This window comes from Pantoea sp. NGS-ED-1003, assembly GCF_000738765.1.
Lineage (GTDB): Bacteria > Pseudomonadota > Gammaproteobacteria > Enterobacterales > Enterobacteriaceae > Pantoea > Pantoea septica.
This window is the reverse complement of sequence record NZ_JPQA01000010.1, coordinates 21,701-36,448: the sequence shown is the minus strand read 5'-3', so window position 1 is coordinate 36,448 and position 14,748 is coordinate 21,701. Positions and strand designations below refer to the sequence as shown.

At 58.6% G+C, this 14,748-nt stretch carries 12 protein-coding genes and 1 pseudogene; 12 read left to right on the top strand and 1 reads right to left on the bottom strand.

The window, feature by feature from the left end; genetic code table 11:
* The first annotated feature begins 252 nt into the window (after nt 1–252).
* From lpxP to JS46_RS24655, 6 genes are all read left to right on the top strand, one after another.
* On the top strand, nt 253–1,176 hold the full coding sequence (lpxP, locus tag JS46_RS18610; RefSeq protein ID WP_033754286.1) for a kdo(2)-lipid IV(A) palmitoleoyltransferase: 924 nt from the start codon (nt 253–255) through the stop codon (nt 1,174–1,176).
* A gap of 117 nt (nt 1,177–1,293) precedes the next feature.
* Nucleotides 1,294–2,430, top strand: a complete 1,137-nt coding sequence (locus JS46_RS18605; protein WP_033754284.1) for an alanine racemase — start codon at nt 1,294–1,296, stop codon at nt 2,428–2,430.
* A 126-nt stretch (nt 2,431–2,556) separates the two neighbouring features.
* Nucleotides 2,557–2,952, top strand: a complete 396-nt coding sequence (locus tag JS46_RS18600; protein ID WP_033754281.1) for a hypothetical protein — start codon at nt 2,557–2,559, stop codon at nt 2,950–2,952.
* A gap of 433 nt (nt 2,953–3,385) precedes the next feature.
* Nucleotides 3,386–3,649 (top strand): hypothetical protein, encoded by a 264-nt coding sequence (locus JS46_RS18595; protein WP_033754278.1) that lies wholly within the window; start codon nt 3,386–3,388, stop codon nt 3,647–3,649.
* 71 nt (nt 3,650–3,720) lie between these two features.
* Nucleotides 3,721–4,365: an oligosaccharide flippase family protein gene (locus JS46_RS18590; RefSeq protein WP_033754275.1), complete on the top strand. Its 645-nt coding sequence runs from the start codon at nt 3,721–3,723 to the stop codon at nt 4,363–4,365.
* A gap of 376 nt (nt 4,366–4,741) precedes the next feature.
* Complete coding sequence (locus tag JS46_RS24655; RefSeq protein ID WP_033754272.1) at nt 4,742–5,359, top strand: trimeric intracellular cation channel family protein; 618 nt, start codon at nt 4,742–4,744, stop codon at nt 5,357–5,359.
* On the opposite strand, the pseudogene ligB reads toward JS46_RS24655, so the two are convergent.
* Nucleotides 5,300–7,043 (bottom strand): annotated as a pseudogene (gene ligB, locus JS46_RS18580) (NAD-dependent DNA ligase LigB); the annotation flags it as partial. The gene JS46_RS24655 and the pseudogene ligB overlap by 60 nt on opposite strands.
* Nucleotides 7,044–7,285: 242 nt before the next feature.
* Here ligB and gmk point away from each other — a divergent pair.
* The 6 genes from gmk to JS46_RS18550 all read left to right on the top strand — a co-directional run bounded on the left by gmk (nt 7,286) and on the right by JS46_RS18550 (nt 14,656).
* Entirely contained in the window at nt 7,286–7,909 is a 624-nt protein-coding gene (gene gmk, locus JS46_RS18575) for a guanylate kinase (protein WP_033754269.1), read from the top strand.
* Between the two features lie 54 nt (nt 7,910–7,963).
* Nucleotides 7,964–8,239, top strand: a complete 276-nt coding sequence (gene rpoZ, locus JS46_RS18570) for a DNA-directed RNA polymerase subunit omega (RefSeq protein WP_013511051.1) — start codon at nt 7,964–7,966, stop codon at nt 8,237–8,239.
* 20 nt (nt 8,240–8,259) lie between these two features.
* Nucleotides 8,260–10,368 carry a bifunctional GTP diphosphokinase/guanosine-3',5'-bis pyrophosphate 3'-pyrophosphohydrolase gene (gene spoT / locus JS46_RS18565; RefSeq protein WP_033754265.1) on the top strand — a complete coding sequence of 703 codons (2,109 nt, stop codon included), beginning with the start codon at nt 8,260–8,262 and terminating at the stop codon, nt 10,366–10,368.
* A gap of 3 nt (nt 10,369–10,371) precedes the next feature.
* Nucleotides 10,372–11,070, top strand: coding sequence for a tRNA (guanosine(18)-2'-O)-methyltransferase TrmH (gene trmH, locus JS46_RS18560; RefSeq protein ID WP_033754263.1), 699 nt, complete (start codon nt 10,372–10,374; stop codon nt 11,068–11,070).
* Complete coding sequence (recG, locus tag JS46_RS18555) at nt 11,067–13,145, top strand: ATP-dependent DNA helicase RecG (RefSeq protein ID WP_033754260.1); 2,079 nt, start codon at nt 11,067–11,069, stop codon at nt 13,143–13,145. The genes trmH and recG overlap by 4 nt, the downstream gene beginning before the upstream one ends.
* 125 nt (nt 13,146–13,270) lie before the next feature.
* Nucleotides 13,271–14,656 (top strand): NCS2 family protein, encoded by a 1,386-nt coding sequence (locus JS46_RS18550; RefSeq protein ID WP_033754257.1) that lies wholly within the window; start codon nt 13,271–13,273, stop codon nt 14,654–14,656.
* The last annotated feature ends 92 nt before the right edge of the window (nt 14,657–14,748 follow it).

Genomic DNA, 14,748 nt, shown 5'->3' with positions numbered 1-14,748 from the left:
GCTATAAGCTACCGCTTCAGTGTTTATTTAATTTATTGTTTTTATTGTTAATTTTACCTTCCACATTATCCCTCTCTACGATAATCACCCGTTCAATGAAACATTCATCTCCATATGATTCCGCAGTTTCACTTTCTTTCGCGGCACTTTTTGCTAATGTGCCGGTCCGATTGACTACAAGCTGTAGCGCCTGGGGAACTTAGGGAAGTGCTTCTTTATGCGATACATACACTCATCACATAAAGGTGCGCTATGAAAAAGACCGGAGCTTTTTGCCGTTCAATGCTGCATCCGCGTTACTGGTTAACCTGGTTAGGTCTGGGCATCCTGTGGCTGCTGGTTCAGCTTCCTTATCCTCTTCTGATGCGTCTCGGCGCCAACGCCGGCACGCTTTCTCGTCATTTCCTTAAGCGTCGGGAACGCATTACGCGACGCAACATCGAACTCTGCTTTCCCGGCATTGCCGAACACGACATAGAGCGCATGATTGCGGGCAACTTCGCTTCGCTGGGCATGGCGCTGGTGGAAACCGGCATCGCATGGTTCTGGTCCGATCGCGCGGTGAAAAAACTGTTTGAGGTGTCAGGCATGCACCATCTGCGGTCCGCCATGGAGCAGAAGCGCGGCGTAATGGTTATCGGTGTGCACTTTATGTCGCTGGAGCTGGGCGGCCGCATCAGCGGTTTGTGTCAGCCGATGATGGCGATGTATCGCCCGCACAACAATCGGGCGATGGAGTGGGCGCAGACCAAAGGCCGTATGCGCTCTAACAAGGCGATGATCGATCGACGCGATCTGCGCGGTATGGTGCATGCGCTGAAGAAAGGCGAATCGGTGTGGTTTGCGCCGGATCAGGATTACGGCCCGAAAGGCAGCGTCTTTGCTCCGCTGTTCGCCGTTGAGAAAGCCGCAACCACCAATGGCACCTTCGTTCTGTCGCGCCTGGCCAATCCGGCGATGCTGACCATCTCGCTGATCCGCAATCCCGATAACTACGGCTATCAGCTGATTATCGATCCCGAGCTGGAAAACTACCCGCATACCGATGAAGCGGCCGCCGCCGCCTATATGAACAAGGTGATCGAAAGCCAGATTCTGCGCGCGCCGGAGCAGTATCTGTGGCTGCACCGCCGCTTCAAAACCCGCCCGCCGGGTGAAGCCTCGCTCTACGTTTAGTCTGTTTCGCAGCCGCATCATGACGACGTTCATGATGCGGTTTTCGCTTTTTGCGGCTGGCATCCCGCAGCGAATTGCTGAATGATGAGGTTTTCTCTGTTCGTGCAGGAACCTCGTATGGATATGAACCAACGCTGGCAGCGTCCTCTGCCTGACGATCGCCTGACGCCCTATATTGAAATCGACGCCGACAGGCTGGAAACCAATCTGCAAAGCATGCAGGAAAAAGCCAGCCGCGCAGGCGTCGCGCTTCGTCCCCATATCAAAACGCATAAAAGCCTCTATATCGCCCGCCGCCAGCGTTCGCTGGGCGCCTGCGGCATTACCGTTTCCAAGCCGAGCGAAGGCGAAGTCTTTATTCGCGGCGGCGAGCGCGACATCCTGCTGGCTTACCCCATTATTCGCGCCGAAAGCATTGCGCCGCTGCTGAAGCTGGCGGCGCAGCATCAGGCGAAAGTGACGCTGATTGTCGATGCGCCGCAGGGCGTAGCCGCTATCGCCGAGGCGCTGCACCAGCAGCCTGATGCCGATGTTGGGGTAGCGATTAAGGTCGATGTCGGACTCCACCGTATCGGCGTTGATCCGCATCGCAACGACGCGGTAAGTCTGGCGCAGGCAATGCAGGCAGCGCGGCTACGTTTTGCCGGTCTGGTCTCGCATGCCGGGCACGCCTACGGCGCGGGGAACCGCGACGCCATTGCGAAGATCGCCCTGGAAGAGGCGCGGCTGATGCGGCAGGTGCAAAGCCAGCTGCGCGCAGCGGGTTTCGACGACTGCCCCGTTTCCGTCGGCGCGACGCCCACGGCGCTCGCTGCGCCGGTGGCCGACGGAACCGATGAGATCCGTCCGGGAAACTACGCCCTGCTCGATCTGACCGCCTGCCGCCTCGGCCTGAGCCGCGTTGATGAGCTGGCGTTGAGCGTGATCGCTCGCGTGGTGGCGGTAAACCGCCATTTCGCTATTATCGATGCCGGTTCCAAAATGTTGAGTTCGGATAAAGGGCCGCACGGCACCAGCGCCAGCGGCTTCGGTATCGCCGTCGATGAGAACGGCGCCTGCTATGAGATTGGCAAGCTGTCGGAGGAGCATGGCTTTATCGCCTGGCAGGATCGCGCGCCCCGCGTCGGCGCTCTGCTGCGTATCTACCCCAATCACAGCTGTGCGGTTATGGCGCAGTCGGACAGCTATGTGCTGCGTCACGCCGATGGTCGCGCAGAGATCCAGCTGATTGACGCGCGCGGACGTTTCCTCTGACCGCTCCCGGCAGGCCGCCCGGCCTGCCGGACGAAACCCTGTCTGCGCCACACTTCTGGTTGCGCGTGATTCTCCCCCTGCACCCAACATGCTTTAATGCCGTTTTAACCCGGTTCCGGAGGTAGCATGTTGTTGTCCCAGGTTGTCAGTCAGACCATTGCGCGTAACTGGTTAGATTTGTATGAAACTATCTGGAAGCCGGAATACTTCGCCAGATGGGCTTCCGGGCTAAGCAGCAGCAAGCTGGAGCAGGAAGGCAGTTACTGGCGCGCTCGCGGGCCGCAAGGTTCAGTAAAGCTTCGCTTTACCCCGCATAATCCCTTTGGCGTAATGGATCACTGGATTGACAGCGGCTTTGGCAAAGAGATTTATATGCCGATGCGCGTGGTCGCCAATGAACAGGGCGCGGAAGTCGTGATGGTGGTTTATCGCCAGCCGCTTATGTCTGACGGGAAGTTTTCTCAGGATATTGAATGGGTAAGAAGCGATCTTGCTCGTCTCGACTGCCTGCTCACCCAGTAAAACCGGCGAAGAAGCCGCCGATCTTTAGTCATGGCTGGGCCTTACGGCTCAGAAAAGTGAAAAAAGTTCAGTAAAAACGCATAAGCGCTTTCACCTTTTTCATAAGCCATCTTCTCGATTCACAACAGTTTCATTAAAGCCCGCTATCCGGGAAAAGTCCTGGGTAGCGAACACTGCCGTTTCGCTGTAACGCCTGAAATACATGCATTCTCTGCGCGTGCGCATTTTTTATACCCGCGGTTTACCCTTTTTACTGCACAACGATTAATAAACCTTTAGAACGGAAGTTAAAAAATTTTCATGCAAATAGTGAATCCATTTATTTCTGCAGCAACGTTATCGGACTTTTCTTATGGTGTGAAATTAAAAAAAACGAGGTATAAATTAGCCACACACAGCAACACTTAAAAATAACAACACCAGGAAATAAAAAATGGATTGCTCAACTACGGCTCTGCTGTCAGAAGAAGAACTTGTTGAGATCGCCGGTAGGATGCTGGCTGGAGAATATAAAAATATAAAAGGATTTGCCCAGGATCTGGCCGCTTTTCTGTTAACCACAGAAAAGACGGCCCTGTCCCGGGATAATAATAATGGGGAAATTATTTACGTTTCAGAAATCCATCGCATTGAATCAATAATAACAGGTGAGGCCTGGCGTACTGCGTCTGGACTTCGCGCAGGCGAATGGCATTAATTATTAGTGTGAAATAGCCTGTTATTTCATACGTCACATTTTACTCGGTACCTGTACCTAACGAGCATATCATGGCGATACGTGAACGAAGCTTTACCGGCGCAAAATGGTCGATTCTTTCATCGATTAAAATCATCGGCATTGGGGTGCTTCAGCTTTCTTTACTGGCGCAAATACTGCAGGCTAACGAGCTGAACCTGCTGGCGATCGCCATCATCGGGCTGCTGGTCATCGATACGCTGGCTGACCGCAGCTTTTCCAACGCGCTGATCCGCAGCGGCACGCTGTCGGTACGCGATCAGTCGATGCTTTACTGGGGCAATATGCTGCTGAGCCTGGTTATTTTCGCCGTGCTGTTTACCGGCAGCGATCTTATCGGCAACTATCTGCAGCAGCCTGAACTGGCTATTATGCTGGAAATGGTCTCTGTTATTTTTATTATTATTCCGCAGGGACAGCATTACCGCGCCGTTTTACAGCGCGAAAAGCAATATACTCGCATCGCCTTTACTGAAACGTTGTCTGTGCTTTTTGGACTTGGTGTGACGTTATTTACCGTCTGGCTGACGCCGTCGGTACTGTGCGCCATCTGGGGTTACCTGGCAATGGCCTCTATTCGCATGCTGATCTACTGCTATTATGGCCGCTCGAGCTTTCAGCCGGAATATCGTTTTAATCTTAAAGATTACAGTCGCATTCGTGCAAGAATCGCATAATAAAAATAAGTCTGTATGGTGGGCTCTGGGCATCTGACAAGATGCATTCGCGTGCTGGCGACAGCACGCTTTTTTCTTTTTATCCGCGCTATTTTTTTATTCCTTTCCTCCGGCTATTCCTGACTAGCCAGGCTGCGCCTTTCGCGCTTTTCCCCGATAACGTTACCTGAATAGCCTTTCGCTCTACAGGCTGCCCAATTAGCGATTCATTTTTCTTATCCTGCTGCCGCGCCGCTCTACGTGCTTTCCCTCTACGTCGGCATTTTTCCGCAGGCCGGCATAAGTTAAACTGATGCGAAGCGATCGCCTGAGAAATTTTCAGTTGCTGATATTTTACTCACCCCGTAGCCTTGCCGCCCACCCTCTGGAGCCAGCTATGTTATTAACCGTCCTCTATATTATCGGCATTACGGCAGAAGCCATGACAGGCGCGCTTGCCGCCGGACGACGCAAAATGGATCTGTTCGGCGTGATTATCATCGCGTCGGTAACGGCGATTGGCGGCGGATCGGTGCGGGATATTTTACTGGGCCATTACCCGCTCGGCTGGGTGAAGCATCCGGAATACATCATGATCGTTGCCGCCGCCGCCGTGCTGACGACCTGGCTTGCACCGCTGATGACCCACCTGCGCAAAGTATTCCTGGTGCTGGATGCGCTGGGCCTGGTGGTCTTCTCGATTATTGGCGCGCAGGTTGCGCTGGACAGCGGCCATGCGATGATTATTGCCGCCATTGCGGCGGTGATTACCGGCGTATTCGGCGGCGTGCTGCGCGATATGTTCTGTAATCGTATTCCGCTGGTGTTTCAGAAAGAGCTCTATGCCGGTATCGCCTTCGCCTCCGGCTGGATCTATATTCTGCTGCTGAAAACCTCGCTGGCGCATGAGGCCGTGGTGATTATTACCCTGCTGTTCGGCTTTCTGGCACGCCTGCTGGCGCTGCGCTTCCGGCTTGGCCTGCCGGTTTTCAACTATCCCCACCCGGAGCACTGACCTCATCCGGAATGCCCTGCTGACGCAGAAACGCGATCAGTTTTTGTATGCGCGCGTCTTGCAGCATGGCGTGAATACGCTGCGCCAGGATCGCGCCGACGCCCGGCAGCGCCTGCCACTGCTTCACGTCGCGCTGCTGAACTTCATCCCAGGTCAGATCCGGCAAGGCGTTTAGCGCGCGCCGCGGCAGCGGTATGCCAAGCGCGCCGATCCAGCGGCGCAGCGGCTGCTGACGCGTCAGGTTGAACTGATGCCAGAGCTGCTGCGCGCGCGCCGGACTGATGCCTGAGCTCTGCGCGATTTGTTCCGGCGTCAGCGTCAGCCAGGAGAAAAGATGCGACATGGCGCGGTTCTCCAGCAGCCGCAGCCAGGTGCTGCGCTGCACGCCGGCGATATCCAGCACCGACTTCTGGCTTAGCCAGCTTAGCCGCGCCAGCAGCTGCTGGCGGCAGGCGGGCGTAATGCTCAGGCAGCTGAGCGGCGTAAAGCTTTCAGCATCCGGCGGCTGCGGGTAGTCGCGTTCTGCGACTCGCCATATCACTCTTTCCAGACGAGGAATGCCCTGTCCCGCCAGGCTAATGGCCACCTGATCGCCGGCGATAACGTCCCATGTCCGCCAGCGCCGCAGCGAGCCGATGTTTACGCGCCGGACTATTTTATCGTCGAGCGCGACCGGTTGAAGGGTGAGCACCACGGCAATATTGCCGGTGCGGCCGGTGGTGAAATCGACCGAACGTACTTCGCTGGTGACGTCCGGCGGCTCAAATTTCCACGCCACCGCCCAGTCACCTTCGCCAGGCATCCAGCTTTGTCCGGCGGGACGCATCGTCTGATGCACCACCACGCCGTCCGTTGCGAAAGGCAACGGCGCGTTGAACCAGCGATCGCGCCAGACCGCGACCTCTTCCTCGTCGCGTACGGACTGACTCCACGTTTGCGCCAGACCCAGTCCCCAGCCGGCAAGCTGCCGCAGGCGATCCGTCATCGCGGCGGGCCCATCTGGCCATCCCCAGATAAACAGGCCGATATCGGCCAGCAGCGGCCCAGGCGTCTGACTCATCAGCGCGCCCGCTACCTGCGCCCGCGCGTTTTTACCGCCGTCGCGCGACTGGCGATGATCGGTCATCTTCAGAAAGAGTTCGCCCTGCAGCACCACCCGCGGCGCATCGCTCTCGATTTTCAGCGGGATGGCGGGAATATAGGGCGCTTTCGCTAACCAGGATTCGCCGTGCAGGCCATCACCGCGGCTAATTAACGCCGCCAGCTTTCCCGCCTCGTAGACCAGCGTGACCGCGACGCCGTCGATTTTCGGCTGCACCCATAGGTCGCGCCGATCCTGCATCCAGTACGCCAGCGCCAGCTTATCGCGCACTTTTTTTACGCCGGTATGCGCCACCGGATGCGCGCCCCTGCCGCTGGCGGGCAGCTGAGAGGAATAGGTCGGGCGAGCGGGCACGAAGCAGCGCTGCCAGCTTTTCAGCCGCTGCAGCAGCGTATCGTAGTCCGCATCGCTGACCAGGCTCTTGCCGTCGCGATAGTAGGCTTCGTCCCAGCGCTCCAGCTGCCGCTGCAGACGGGCGATCTCCTCTCCGGCACGCGCAGGCGTCCATACCGGACAAAGCGCGTGTGCCGGATCGGCAGCCAGCAACAACAGGCACAGCAGCAGGCGTAGCGTCTCTTTCATCATGAGCCTCCTCAACGTTTCGCCTATTGAAGCGGCATGGAAGCAACAGGGCGACAGCCAAAACAGCAGAACGGAAGGGAACAGGCAGAAAACAGGGGCGTTTGCAGGCTGGAAAAGGCGGTTTTACGCGCCGCGCCGCAAAAGATTTAGCGCAGCGCCATGCGCAAACGCTGCGTGACGGCCCCAAGCCGTGTATACTTTGCAGGAAATCGATTCCGCTCTTTACTCAATTCAAGAAGACCATGGCTCAAGGCACGCTTTTTATTGTTTCCGCCCCCAGCGGCGCGGGTAAATCCAGCCTGATTCAGGCGTTACTGAAGACACAACCGCTGTACGATACGCAGGTGTCTGTTTCTCACACTACCCGCGGCATGCGTCCCGGCGAAGCCCATGGCGAACACTATTACTTCGTCTCGAAAGATGAATTTGAAGCGATGATCGCGGAAGACGCCTTCCTCGAGCATGCGAAAGTCTTCGACAACTATTACGGCACGTCGCGTAAAGCGATCGAGCAGGTGCTCTCCACCGGCGTCGATGTGTTCCTTGATATCGACTGGCAGGGCGCGCAGCAGATCCGTGCGAAAATGCCCGCCGCGCGCAGCATCTTCGTACTGCCGCCTTCGCAGGACGAGCTGGACCGCCGTCTGCGCGGTCGCGGTCAGGATAGCGAAGAGGTGATTGCCCGCCGCATGGCTCAGGCGGTCTCTGAGATGAGCCACTACGCCGAATACGACTATTTAATTATCAATGATGATTTCGATCTGGCGCTGTCCGATCTGAAGACCATCATCCGCGCTGAACGCCTGCGCATGGGGCGCCAGAAGGCGCGTCATGATGCTTTAATCAGCAAACTATTGGCAGTCTGAAGACAGTTTCAGTATTATGCCCAGTCATTTCTTCATCTGTGGAGTAGCACACCTATGGCACGCGTAACCGTTCAGGACGCAGTAGAAAAAATTGGTAACCGTTTTGACCTGGTGTTGGTCGCTGCACGTCGTGCACGTCAGATGCAGGTAGGCGGCAAAGATCCGCTGGTTCCGGAAGAGAACGATAAAGCCACCGTTATCGCCCTGCGCGAAATCGAAGAAGGCCTGATCACCAACCAGATCCTCGACGTGCGCGATCGTCAGGAACAGCAAGAGCAGGAAGCCGCTGAATTACAGGCCGTTACCGCTATCGCTGAAGGCCGTCGTTAACAGCAACCTGCAGGCCAACCTTGTATCTGTTTGAAAGCCTCAATCAGCTGATTGAAAAATACCTGCCGGAGGAGCAAATCAAGCGCCTCCAGCAAGCGTATCTTGTCGCACGTGATGCTCACGAGGGACAGACACGCTCCAGCGGCGAGCCCTACATTACCCATCCTGTTGCCGTCGCCTGCATTCTGGCGGAAATGAAGCTCGACCATGAAACGCTCATGGCCGCGCTGCTGCACGACGTGATTGAAGACACGCCGGCAACCTATCAGGATATGGAGCAGCTGTTCGGCAAAAGCGTGGCGGAGCTGGTAGAAGGCGTATCCAAGCTGGATAAGCTGACCTTCCGCGACAAGAAAGAGGCGCAGGCTGAGAACTTCCGCAAGATGATCATGGCGATGGTGCAGGATATCCGCGTCATTCTCATCAAGCTGGCCGACCGCACGCACAATATGCGTACGCTGGGCTCGCTGCGTCCAGACAAGCGTCGTCGCATCGCGCTGGAAACCCTGGAGATCTACAGTCCGCTGGCGCACCGCCTGGGTATCCATCACCTGAAGATCGAGCTGGAAGAGCTGGGCTTCGAGGCGCTCTACCCTAATCGCTATCGCGTGATTAAAGAGGTCGTCAAAGCGGCGCGCGGCAACCGCAAAGAGATGATTCAGAAGATCCTGTCGGAAATCGACGGGCGTCTGCAGGAAGCGGGCATTCCCTGCCGCGTCAGCGGCCGTGAAAAACATCTCTATTCTATCTACCGCAAAATGACGCTGAAAGAGCAGCGCTTTCACTCCATCATGGATATCTACGCGTTCCGCGTGATCGTGAAGGACGTGGATACCTGCTATCGCGTGCTCGGTCAGATGCACAGCCTGTACAAACCGCGTCCAGGCCGTATGAAAGATTACATCGCTATCCCCAAAGCCAACGGCTATCAGTCGCTGCATACCTCGATGATTGGTCCGCACGGCGTGCCGGTCGAGGTGCAGATCCGTACCGAAGATATGGATCAGATGGCGGAAATGGGGGTCGCCGCGCACTGGGCTTATAAACAGGCGGGCGAAAGCGGCACTACCGCGCAGATTCGCGCCCAGCGCTGGCTGCAAAGCCTGCTGGAGCTGCAGCAGAGCGCGGGCAGTTCTTTTGAATTTATCGAGAGCGTGAAATCCGATCTCTTCCCTGACGAGATCTACGTCTTTACGCCGGAAGGCCGTATCGTCGAACTGCCGGCCGGCGCGACACCGGTCGATTTTGCCTATGCGGTGCATACCGATATCGGCCATGCCTGCGTCGGCGCGCGCGTCGATCGCCAGCCCTATCCGCTCTCTCAGCCGCTCACCAGCGGCCAGACGGTAGAGATCATTACGGCGCCGGGCGCGCGTCCCAACGCTGCCTGGCTTAACTTCGTCGTCAGCTCCAAAGCGCGCGCCAAAATTCGTCAGCTGCTGAAAAACCTCAAGCGCGAAGACTCCGTCAATCTCGGCCGTCGCCTGCTGAGCCACGCGCTCGGCGGCAGCCGCAAGCTGGCGGAAATCTCGCCCGCGAATATCAAGCAAGAGCTGGATCGCATGAAGCTGACGTCGCTGGACGACCTGCTGGCAGAGATCGGCCTCGGCAACGCCATGAGCGTGGTGGTGGCGAAGAACCTGTTGCAGTCGAGCAATGCGACGCCGCCGAGCAGCAGCAAACGCGGCAAGCTGCCGATCAAAGGCGCGGACGGCGTCCTGATCACCTTCGCCAAATGCTGCCGCCCGATTCCCGGCGACCCCATCGTGGCCCACGTCAGTCCCGGCAAGGGCCTGGTGGTGCATCACGAATCCTGTCGTAATATTCGCGGCTACCAGAAAGAGCCGGAAAAATTCATGCCGGTGGAGTGGGATAAGGTCACCGATCAGGAGTTCGTGGCGGAGATTAAAGTCGACATGTTCAACCATCAGGGCGCGCTGGCGAACCTGACGGCGGCGATTAATACCGCAGGCTCGAATATCCAGAGTCTCAACACCGAAGAGCGCGACGGCCGCGTTTACAGCGCGTTTATCCGCCTGACCGCGCGCGATCGCGTCCATCTGGCGAATATTATGCGTAAAATTCGCGTGATGCCGGACGTGATCAAAGTCCACCGTAACCGTAACTAGCGCATGAACGCCCAACGCTTCGCTCGTATTCAGGAGATGCTGGCGCTTCGCCAGCACGACCTCACCGTCTGCATGGAACAGGTGCACAAACCGCACAACGTATCGGCGGTGATCCGCACGGCGGATGCGGTGGGCATTCACGAAGTGCACGCCGTCTGGCCCAGTGAACGCATGCGCACCATGGTCTCCGCTTCCGCCGGTAGCAACAGCTGGGTGAAGGTCAAAACCCATCGCAATATCGCCCAGGCGGTTACCCATCTCAAAGATCGCGGCATGCAGGTGCTGGCGACCAACCTGTCGGCCAGAGCGGTCGATTTTCGCGAAATAGATTACACCCGCCCGACCTGCATTCTGATGGGTCAGGAAAAAACCGGCATCACCGCCGAGGCGCTGGCGCTGGCCGATTGCGACATCATTATTCCCATGGTGGGCATGGTACAGTCGCTGAACGTTTCCGTGGCCTCCGCGCTGATCCTCTACGAAGCGCAGCGCCAGCGGCAGAACGCCGGACTCTATCAGCGTCGGCACAGCCTGCTGGACGAAGAGGAGCAGCAGCGCCTGCTGTTCGAAGGCGGCTATCCGGTGCTGGCGCGCGTAGCGAAGCAGAAAGGTCTGCCCTATCCGCATATCAACGCCCAGGGCGAAGTGGAAGCTGACGCCGACTGGTGGGCCAGCATGCAGGCCACAGGGAAAAAGAAATGAAAGGCCGCCTGCTGGATGCCATTCCGCTCAGTACCCTGACCGGCGTCGGCGCCAGTCAGGCGGCGAAGCTGGCTAAGCTCGGCCTGCATACCATTCAGGATCTGCTGCTCCACCTCCCGCTACGCTACGAAGACCGCACTCAGCTCTACGCCATTAACGATCTGCTGCCCGGCATCTGGGCGACGGTAGAGGGCGAAGTGCTGCAGTCCGATGTTTCTTTTGGCCGACGCCGCATGCTGGTGTGTCAGATCAGCGACGGCAGCGGCGTGCTCACCATGCGCTTCTTCAACTTCAATGCCGGAATGAAGAACAGCCTGGCGCCGGGTCGTCGCGTGACCGCCTATGGCGAGATCAAGCGCGGCCAGCGCGGCGCGGAAATGATTCACCCCGAGTATCGCGTTCAGGGCGAGCAGAGCCCGGTTACGCTGGAAGAGACCCTGACGCCGGTCTATCCCACTACCGAAGGTATTCGTCAGGCTACGCTGCGCAGCCTGACCGATCAGGCGTTGACGCTGCTGGAGAGCGTGCCGATCGCCGAACTGCTGCCGCAGGAGCTGGCGCAGGGATTAATTAGTCTGCCGGAGGCGCTGCGCACGCTGCATCGCCCGCCGCCGGACCTGCGCCTGAGCGAGCTGGAGCACGGCCGCCATCCGGCGCAGCGTCGCCTGATCCTTGAAGAGCTGCTGGCGCACAACCTCAGCATGCTGGCGGTACGCGCTGGCGCGCAGCGCTATTACGCGCTGCCGATGGCGCCGCGCCATACGCTGAGCGACAAACTGCTGGCGGCGCTGCCCTTCTCCCCGACTAACGCGCAAAAACGCGTGGTGCAGGAGATTGAGCGCGATCTGGCCAAAGATTTCCCGATGATGCGTCTGGTGCAGGGTGACGTCGGATCCGGTAAAACCCTGGTCGCGGCGCTGGCGGCGCTCGACGTGATCGCGCACGGCAAGCAGGTGGCGCTGATGGCGCCCACCGAGCTGCTGGCAGAGCAGCACGCGAACAACTTCCGCAGCTGGTTCGCGCCGCTGGGCATCGAAGTCGGCTGGCTGGCCGGCAAGCAGAAAGGCAAAGCGCGGCAGGCGCAACAAGAGGCGATCGCCAGCGGACAGGTGGCGATGGTGGTCGGCACGCATGCGCTGTTCCAGGAGCAGGTGCAGTTCAACGGTCTGGCGCTGGTGATTATCGACGAGCAGCATCGTTTCGGCGTGCATCAGCGGCTGGCGCTGTGGGAGAAAGGCGAAGAGCAGGGCTTCCATCCACATCAGCTGATTATGACCGCGACGCCGATTCCACGCACGCTGGCGATGACCGCCTACGCCGATCTCGACACCTCAACCATTGACGAGCTGCCGCCTGGCCGTACGCCGGTTACCACCGTCGCCATCCCTGACAGCCGCCGCGACGACATCATCGAACGCGTGCGGCACGCCTGCCAGGACGGCCGCCAGGCTTACTGGGTCTGCACGCTGATCGAAGAGTCCGATCTGCTGGAAGCGCAGGCGGCGGAAGCAAGCTGGGAAGCCCTGAAAGTCGCGCTGCCCGACCTGAATATCGGTCTGGTGCACGGCCGCATGAAGCCTGCGGAGAAGCAGGCGGTGATGGCGGCCTTCAAGGCCAATGAAATGCAGCTGCTGGTGGCGACCACGGTAATTGAGGTCGGGGTCGACGTGCCTAACGCCAGTTTGATGATTATCGAAAACCCGGAACGCCTGGGGCTGGCGCAGCTGCATCAGCTGCGCGGACGCGTTGGCCGCGGCGCGGTGGCGTCGCACTGCGTACTGCTCTACAAAGCGCCTCTGAGCAAAACCGCGCAGCGTCGTTTGCAGGTGCTGCGCGACAGCAACGACGGCTTCGTCATCGCCCAGCACGATCTGGAGATTCGCGGTCCCGGCGAGCTGCTGGGCACGCGCCAGACCGGCAACGCCGAGTTTAAGGTAGCGGATCTGCTGCGCGATCAGGCGATGGTGCCGGAAGTACAACGCGTGGCGCGCCATATTCACCAGCACTATCCTGAACAGGCGAAGGCGCTGATCGAGCGCTGGCTGCCGGAAACCGCGCGCTATACCAACGTCTAATTCCCTCTCCTTTCTGATCTGACAGCGCTTGCGCCCGGGCGCGCATAAGATAAAGGCTGGCAAACGATTGCTTTCAGCCAGCAGCGGTTTAAAATCCCCCTCTTCACAGATTGGGAAGCCACTTTATGTCCGTTAATCAACCAGACGCCACACTCCAAAAATCGACGACGCCGCGCCAGAGCGAACTGATTTACCGTCTTGAAGATCGTCCGCCGCTGCCGCAAACGCTGTTTGCCGCCGGTCAGCATCTGCTGGCGATGTTCGTGGCGGTCATCACGCCCGCGCTGCTGATTTGTCAGGCGCTGGGCCTGCCTGCGCAGGATACGCAGCACATTATCAGCATGTCGCTGTTCGCCTCCGGCGTGGCCTCGGTGCTGCAGATTAAAACCTGGGGTCCGGTCGGCTCGGGCCTGCTGTCGATTCAGGGCACCAGCTTCAATTTTGTAACGCCGCTGATTATGGGCGGTATGGCGCTGAAAAACGGCGGCGCCGACGTGCCGACCATGATGGCGGCGCTGTTCGGCACGCTGATGGTGGCCTCCTGTACCGAGATGGTGCTGTCGCGCGTTCTGCACCTGGCGCGCCGCATTATCACCCCGCTGGTCTCCGGCATCGTGGTGATGATTATCGGCCTGTCGCTGATTCAGGTCGGGCTGACCTCTATTGGCGGCGGCTTTGCCGCAATGAACGATCACAGCTTCGGCGCGCCGAAAAATCTGCTGCTGGCGGGCGTGGTGCTGGCGGTGATTATCGTGCTCAACCGTCAGCGTAATCCTTATTTGCGCGTCGCGTCGCTGGTTATCGCCATGGCGGTCGGCTATCTCGCCGCCTGGCTGATGGATATGCTGCCGCAAACCGCCGCGCCGACCAGCCAGCCGCTGGTCGCGGTACCGACGCCGCTCTATTATGGGCTGGGCTTTGACTGGAACCTGCTGATCCCGCTGATGCTGGTGTTTATGGTCACCTCGCTGGAGACGATCGGCGATATTACCGCGACCTCGGACGTTTCAGAGCAGCCGGTTAGCGGTCCGCTCTATATGCAGCGCCTGAAAGGCGGCGTGCTGGCGAACGGGCTGAACTCCTTTGTCTCCGCGCTGTTCAATACCTTCCCTAATTCCTGCTTCGGGCAGAACAACGGCGTGATCCAGCTGACCGGCGTCGCCAGTCGCTACGTCGGCTTCGTGGTGGCGTTGATGCTGATCGTGCTGGGTCTGTTTCCGGCAGTGAGCGGATTTGTACAGCATATTCCGGAACCGGTGCTGGGCGGCGCGACCATTGTCATGTTTGGCACCATCGCCGCCTCCGGCGTGCGCATCGTGTCGCGCGAGCCGCTCAACCGCCGCGCGATTATGATTATCGCCCTGTCGCTGGCGGTCGGGCTGGGCGTATCGCAGCAGCCGCTGATCCTGCAGTTCGCGCCAGACTGGCTGAAGACCCTGCTCTCATCCGGCATCGCCGCCGGCGGCATCACCGCCATCGTGCTGAACCTGATCTTCCCGCAGGAAAAGTAACCTCTCCGGCGGGCTGCGGCCCGCCTCTGCTATTTATTCGTATTTACATCCAGGCTGTTGAGCTACAACGGTAATTCAGGCATAACAAGCAC

Excerpts from the sequence above, each read along its gene's own strand:
- lpxP (WP_033754286.1), top strand. The coding sequence starts at position 253 with ATGAAAAAGACCGGAGCTTTTTGCCGTTCAATGCTGCATCCGCGTTAC.
- JS46_RS18605 (WP_033754284.1), top strand. The coding sequence starts at position 1,294 with ATGGATATGAACCAACGCTGGCAGCGTCCTCTGCCTGACGATCGCCTG.
- JS46_RS18600 (WP_033754281.1), top strand. The coding sequence starts at position 2,557 with ATGTTGTTGTCCCAGGTTGTCAGTCAGACCATTGCGCGTAACTGGTTA.
- JS46_RS18595 (WP_033754278.1), top strand. The coding sequence starts at position 3,386 with ATGGATTGCTCAACTACGGCTCTGCTGTCAGAAGAAGAACTTGTTGAG.
- JS46_RS18590 (WP_033754275.1), top strand. The coding sequence starts at position 3,721 with ATGGCGATACGTGAACGAAGCTTTACCGGCGCAAAATGGTCGATTCTT.
- JS46_RS24655 (WP_033754272.1), top strand. The coding sequence starts at position 4,742 with ATGTTATTAACCGTCCTCTATATTATCGGCATTACGGCAGAAGCCATG.
- gmk (WP_033754269.1), top strand. The coding sequence starts at position 7,286 with ATGGCTCAAGGCACGCTTTTTATTGTTTCCGCCCCCAGCGGCGCGGGT.
- rpoZ (WP_013511051.1), top strand. The coding sequence starts at position 7,964 with ATGGCACGCGTAACCGTTCAGGACGCAGTAGAAAAAATTGGTAACCGT.
- trmH (WP_033754263.1), top strand. The coding sequence starts at position 10,372 with ATGAACGCCCAACGCTTCGCTCGTATTCAGGAGATGCTGGCGCTTCGC.
- recG (WP_033754260.1), top strand. The coding sequence starts at position 11,067 with ATGAAAGGCCGCCTGCTGGATGCCATTCCGCTCAGTACCCTGACCGGC.
- JS46_RS18550 (WP_033754257.1), top strand. The coding sequence starts at position 13,271 with ATGTCCGTTAATCAACCAGACGCCACACTCCAAAAATCGACGACGCCG.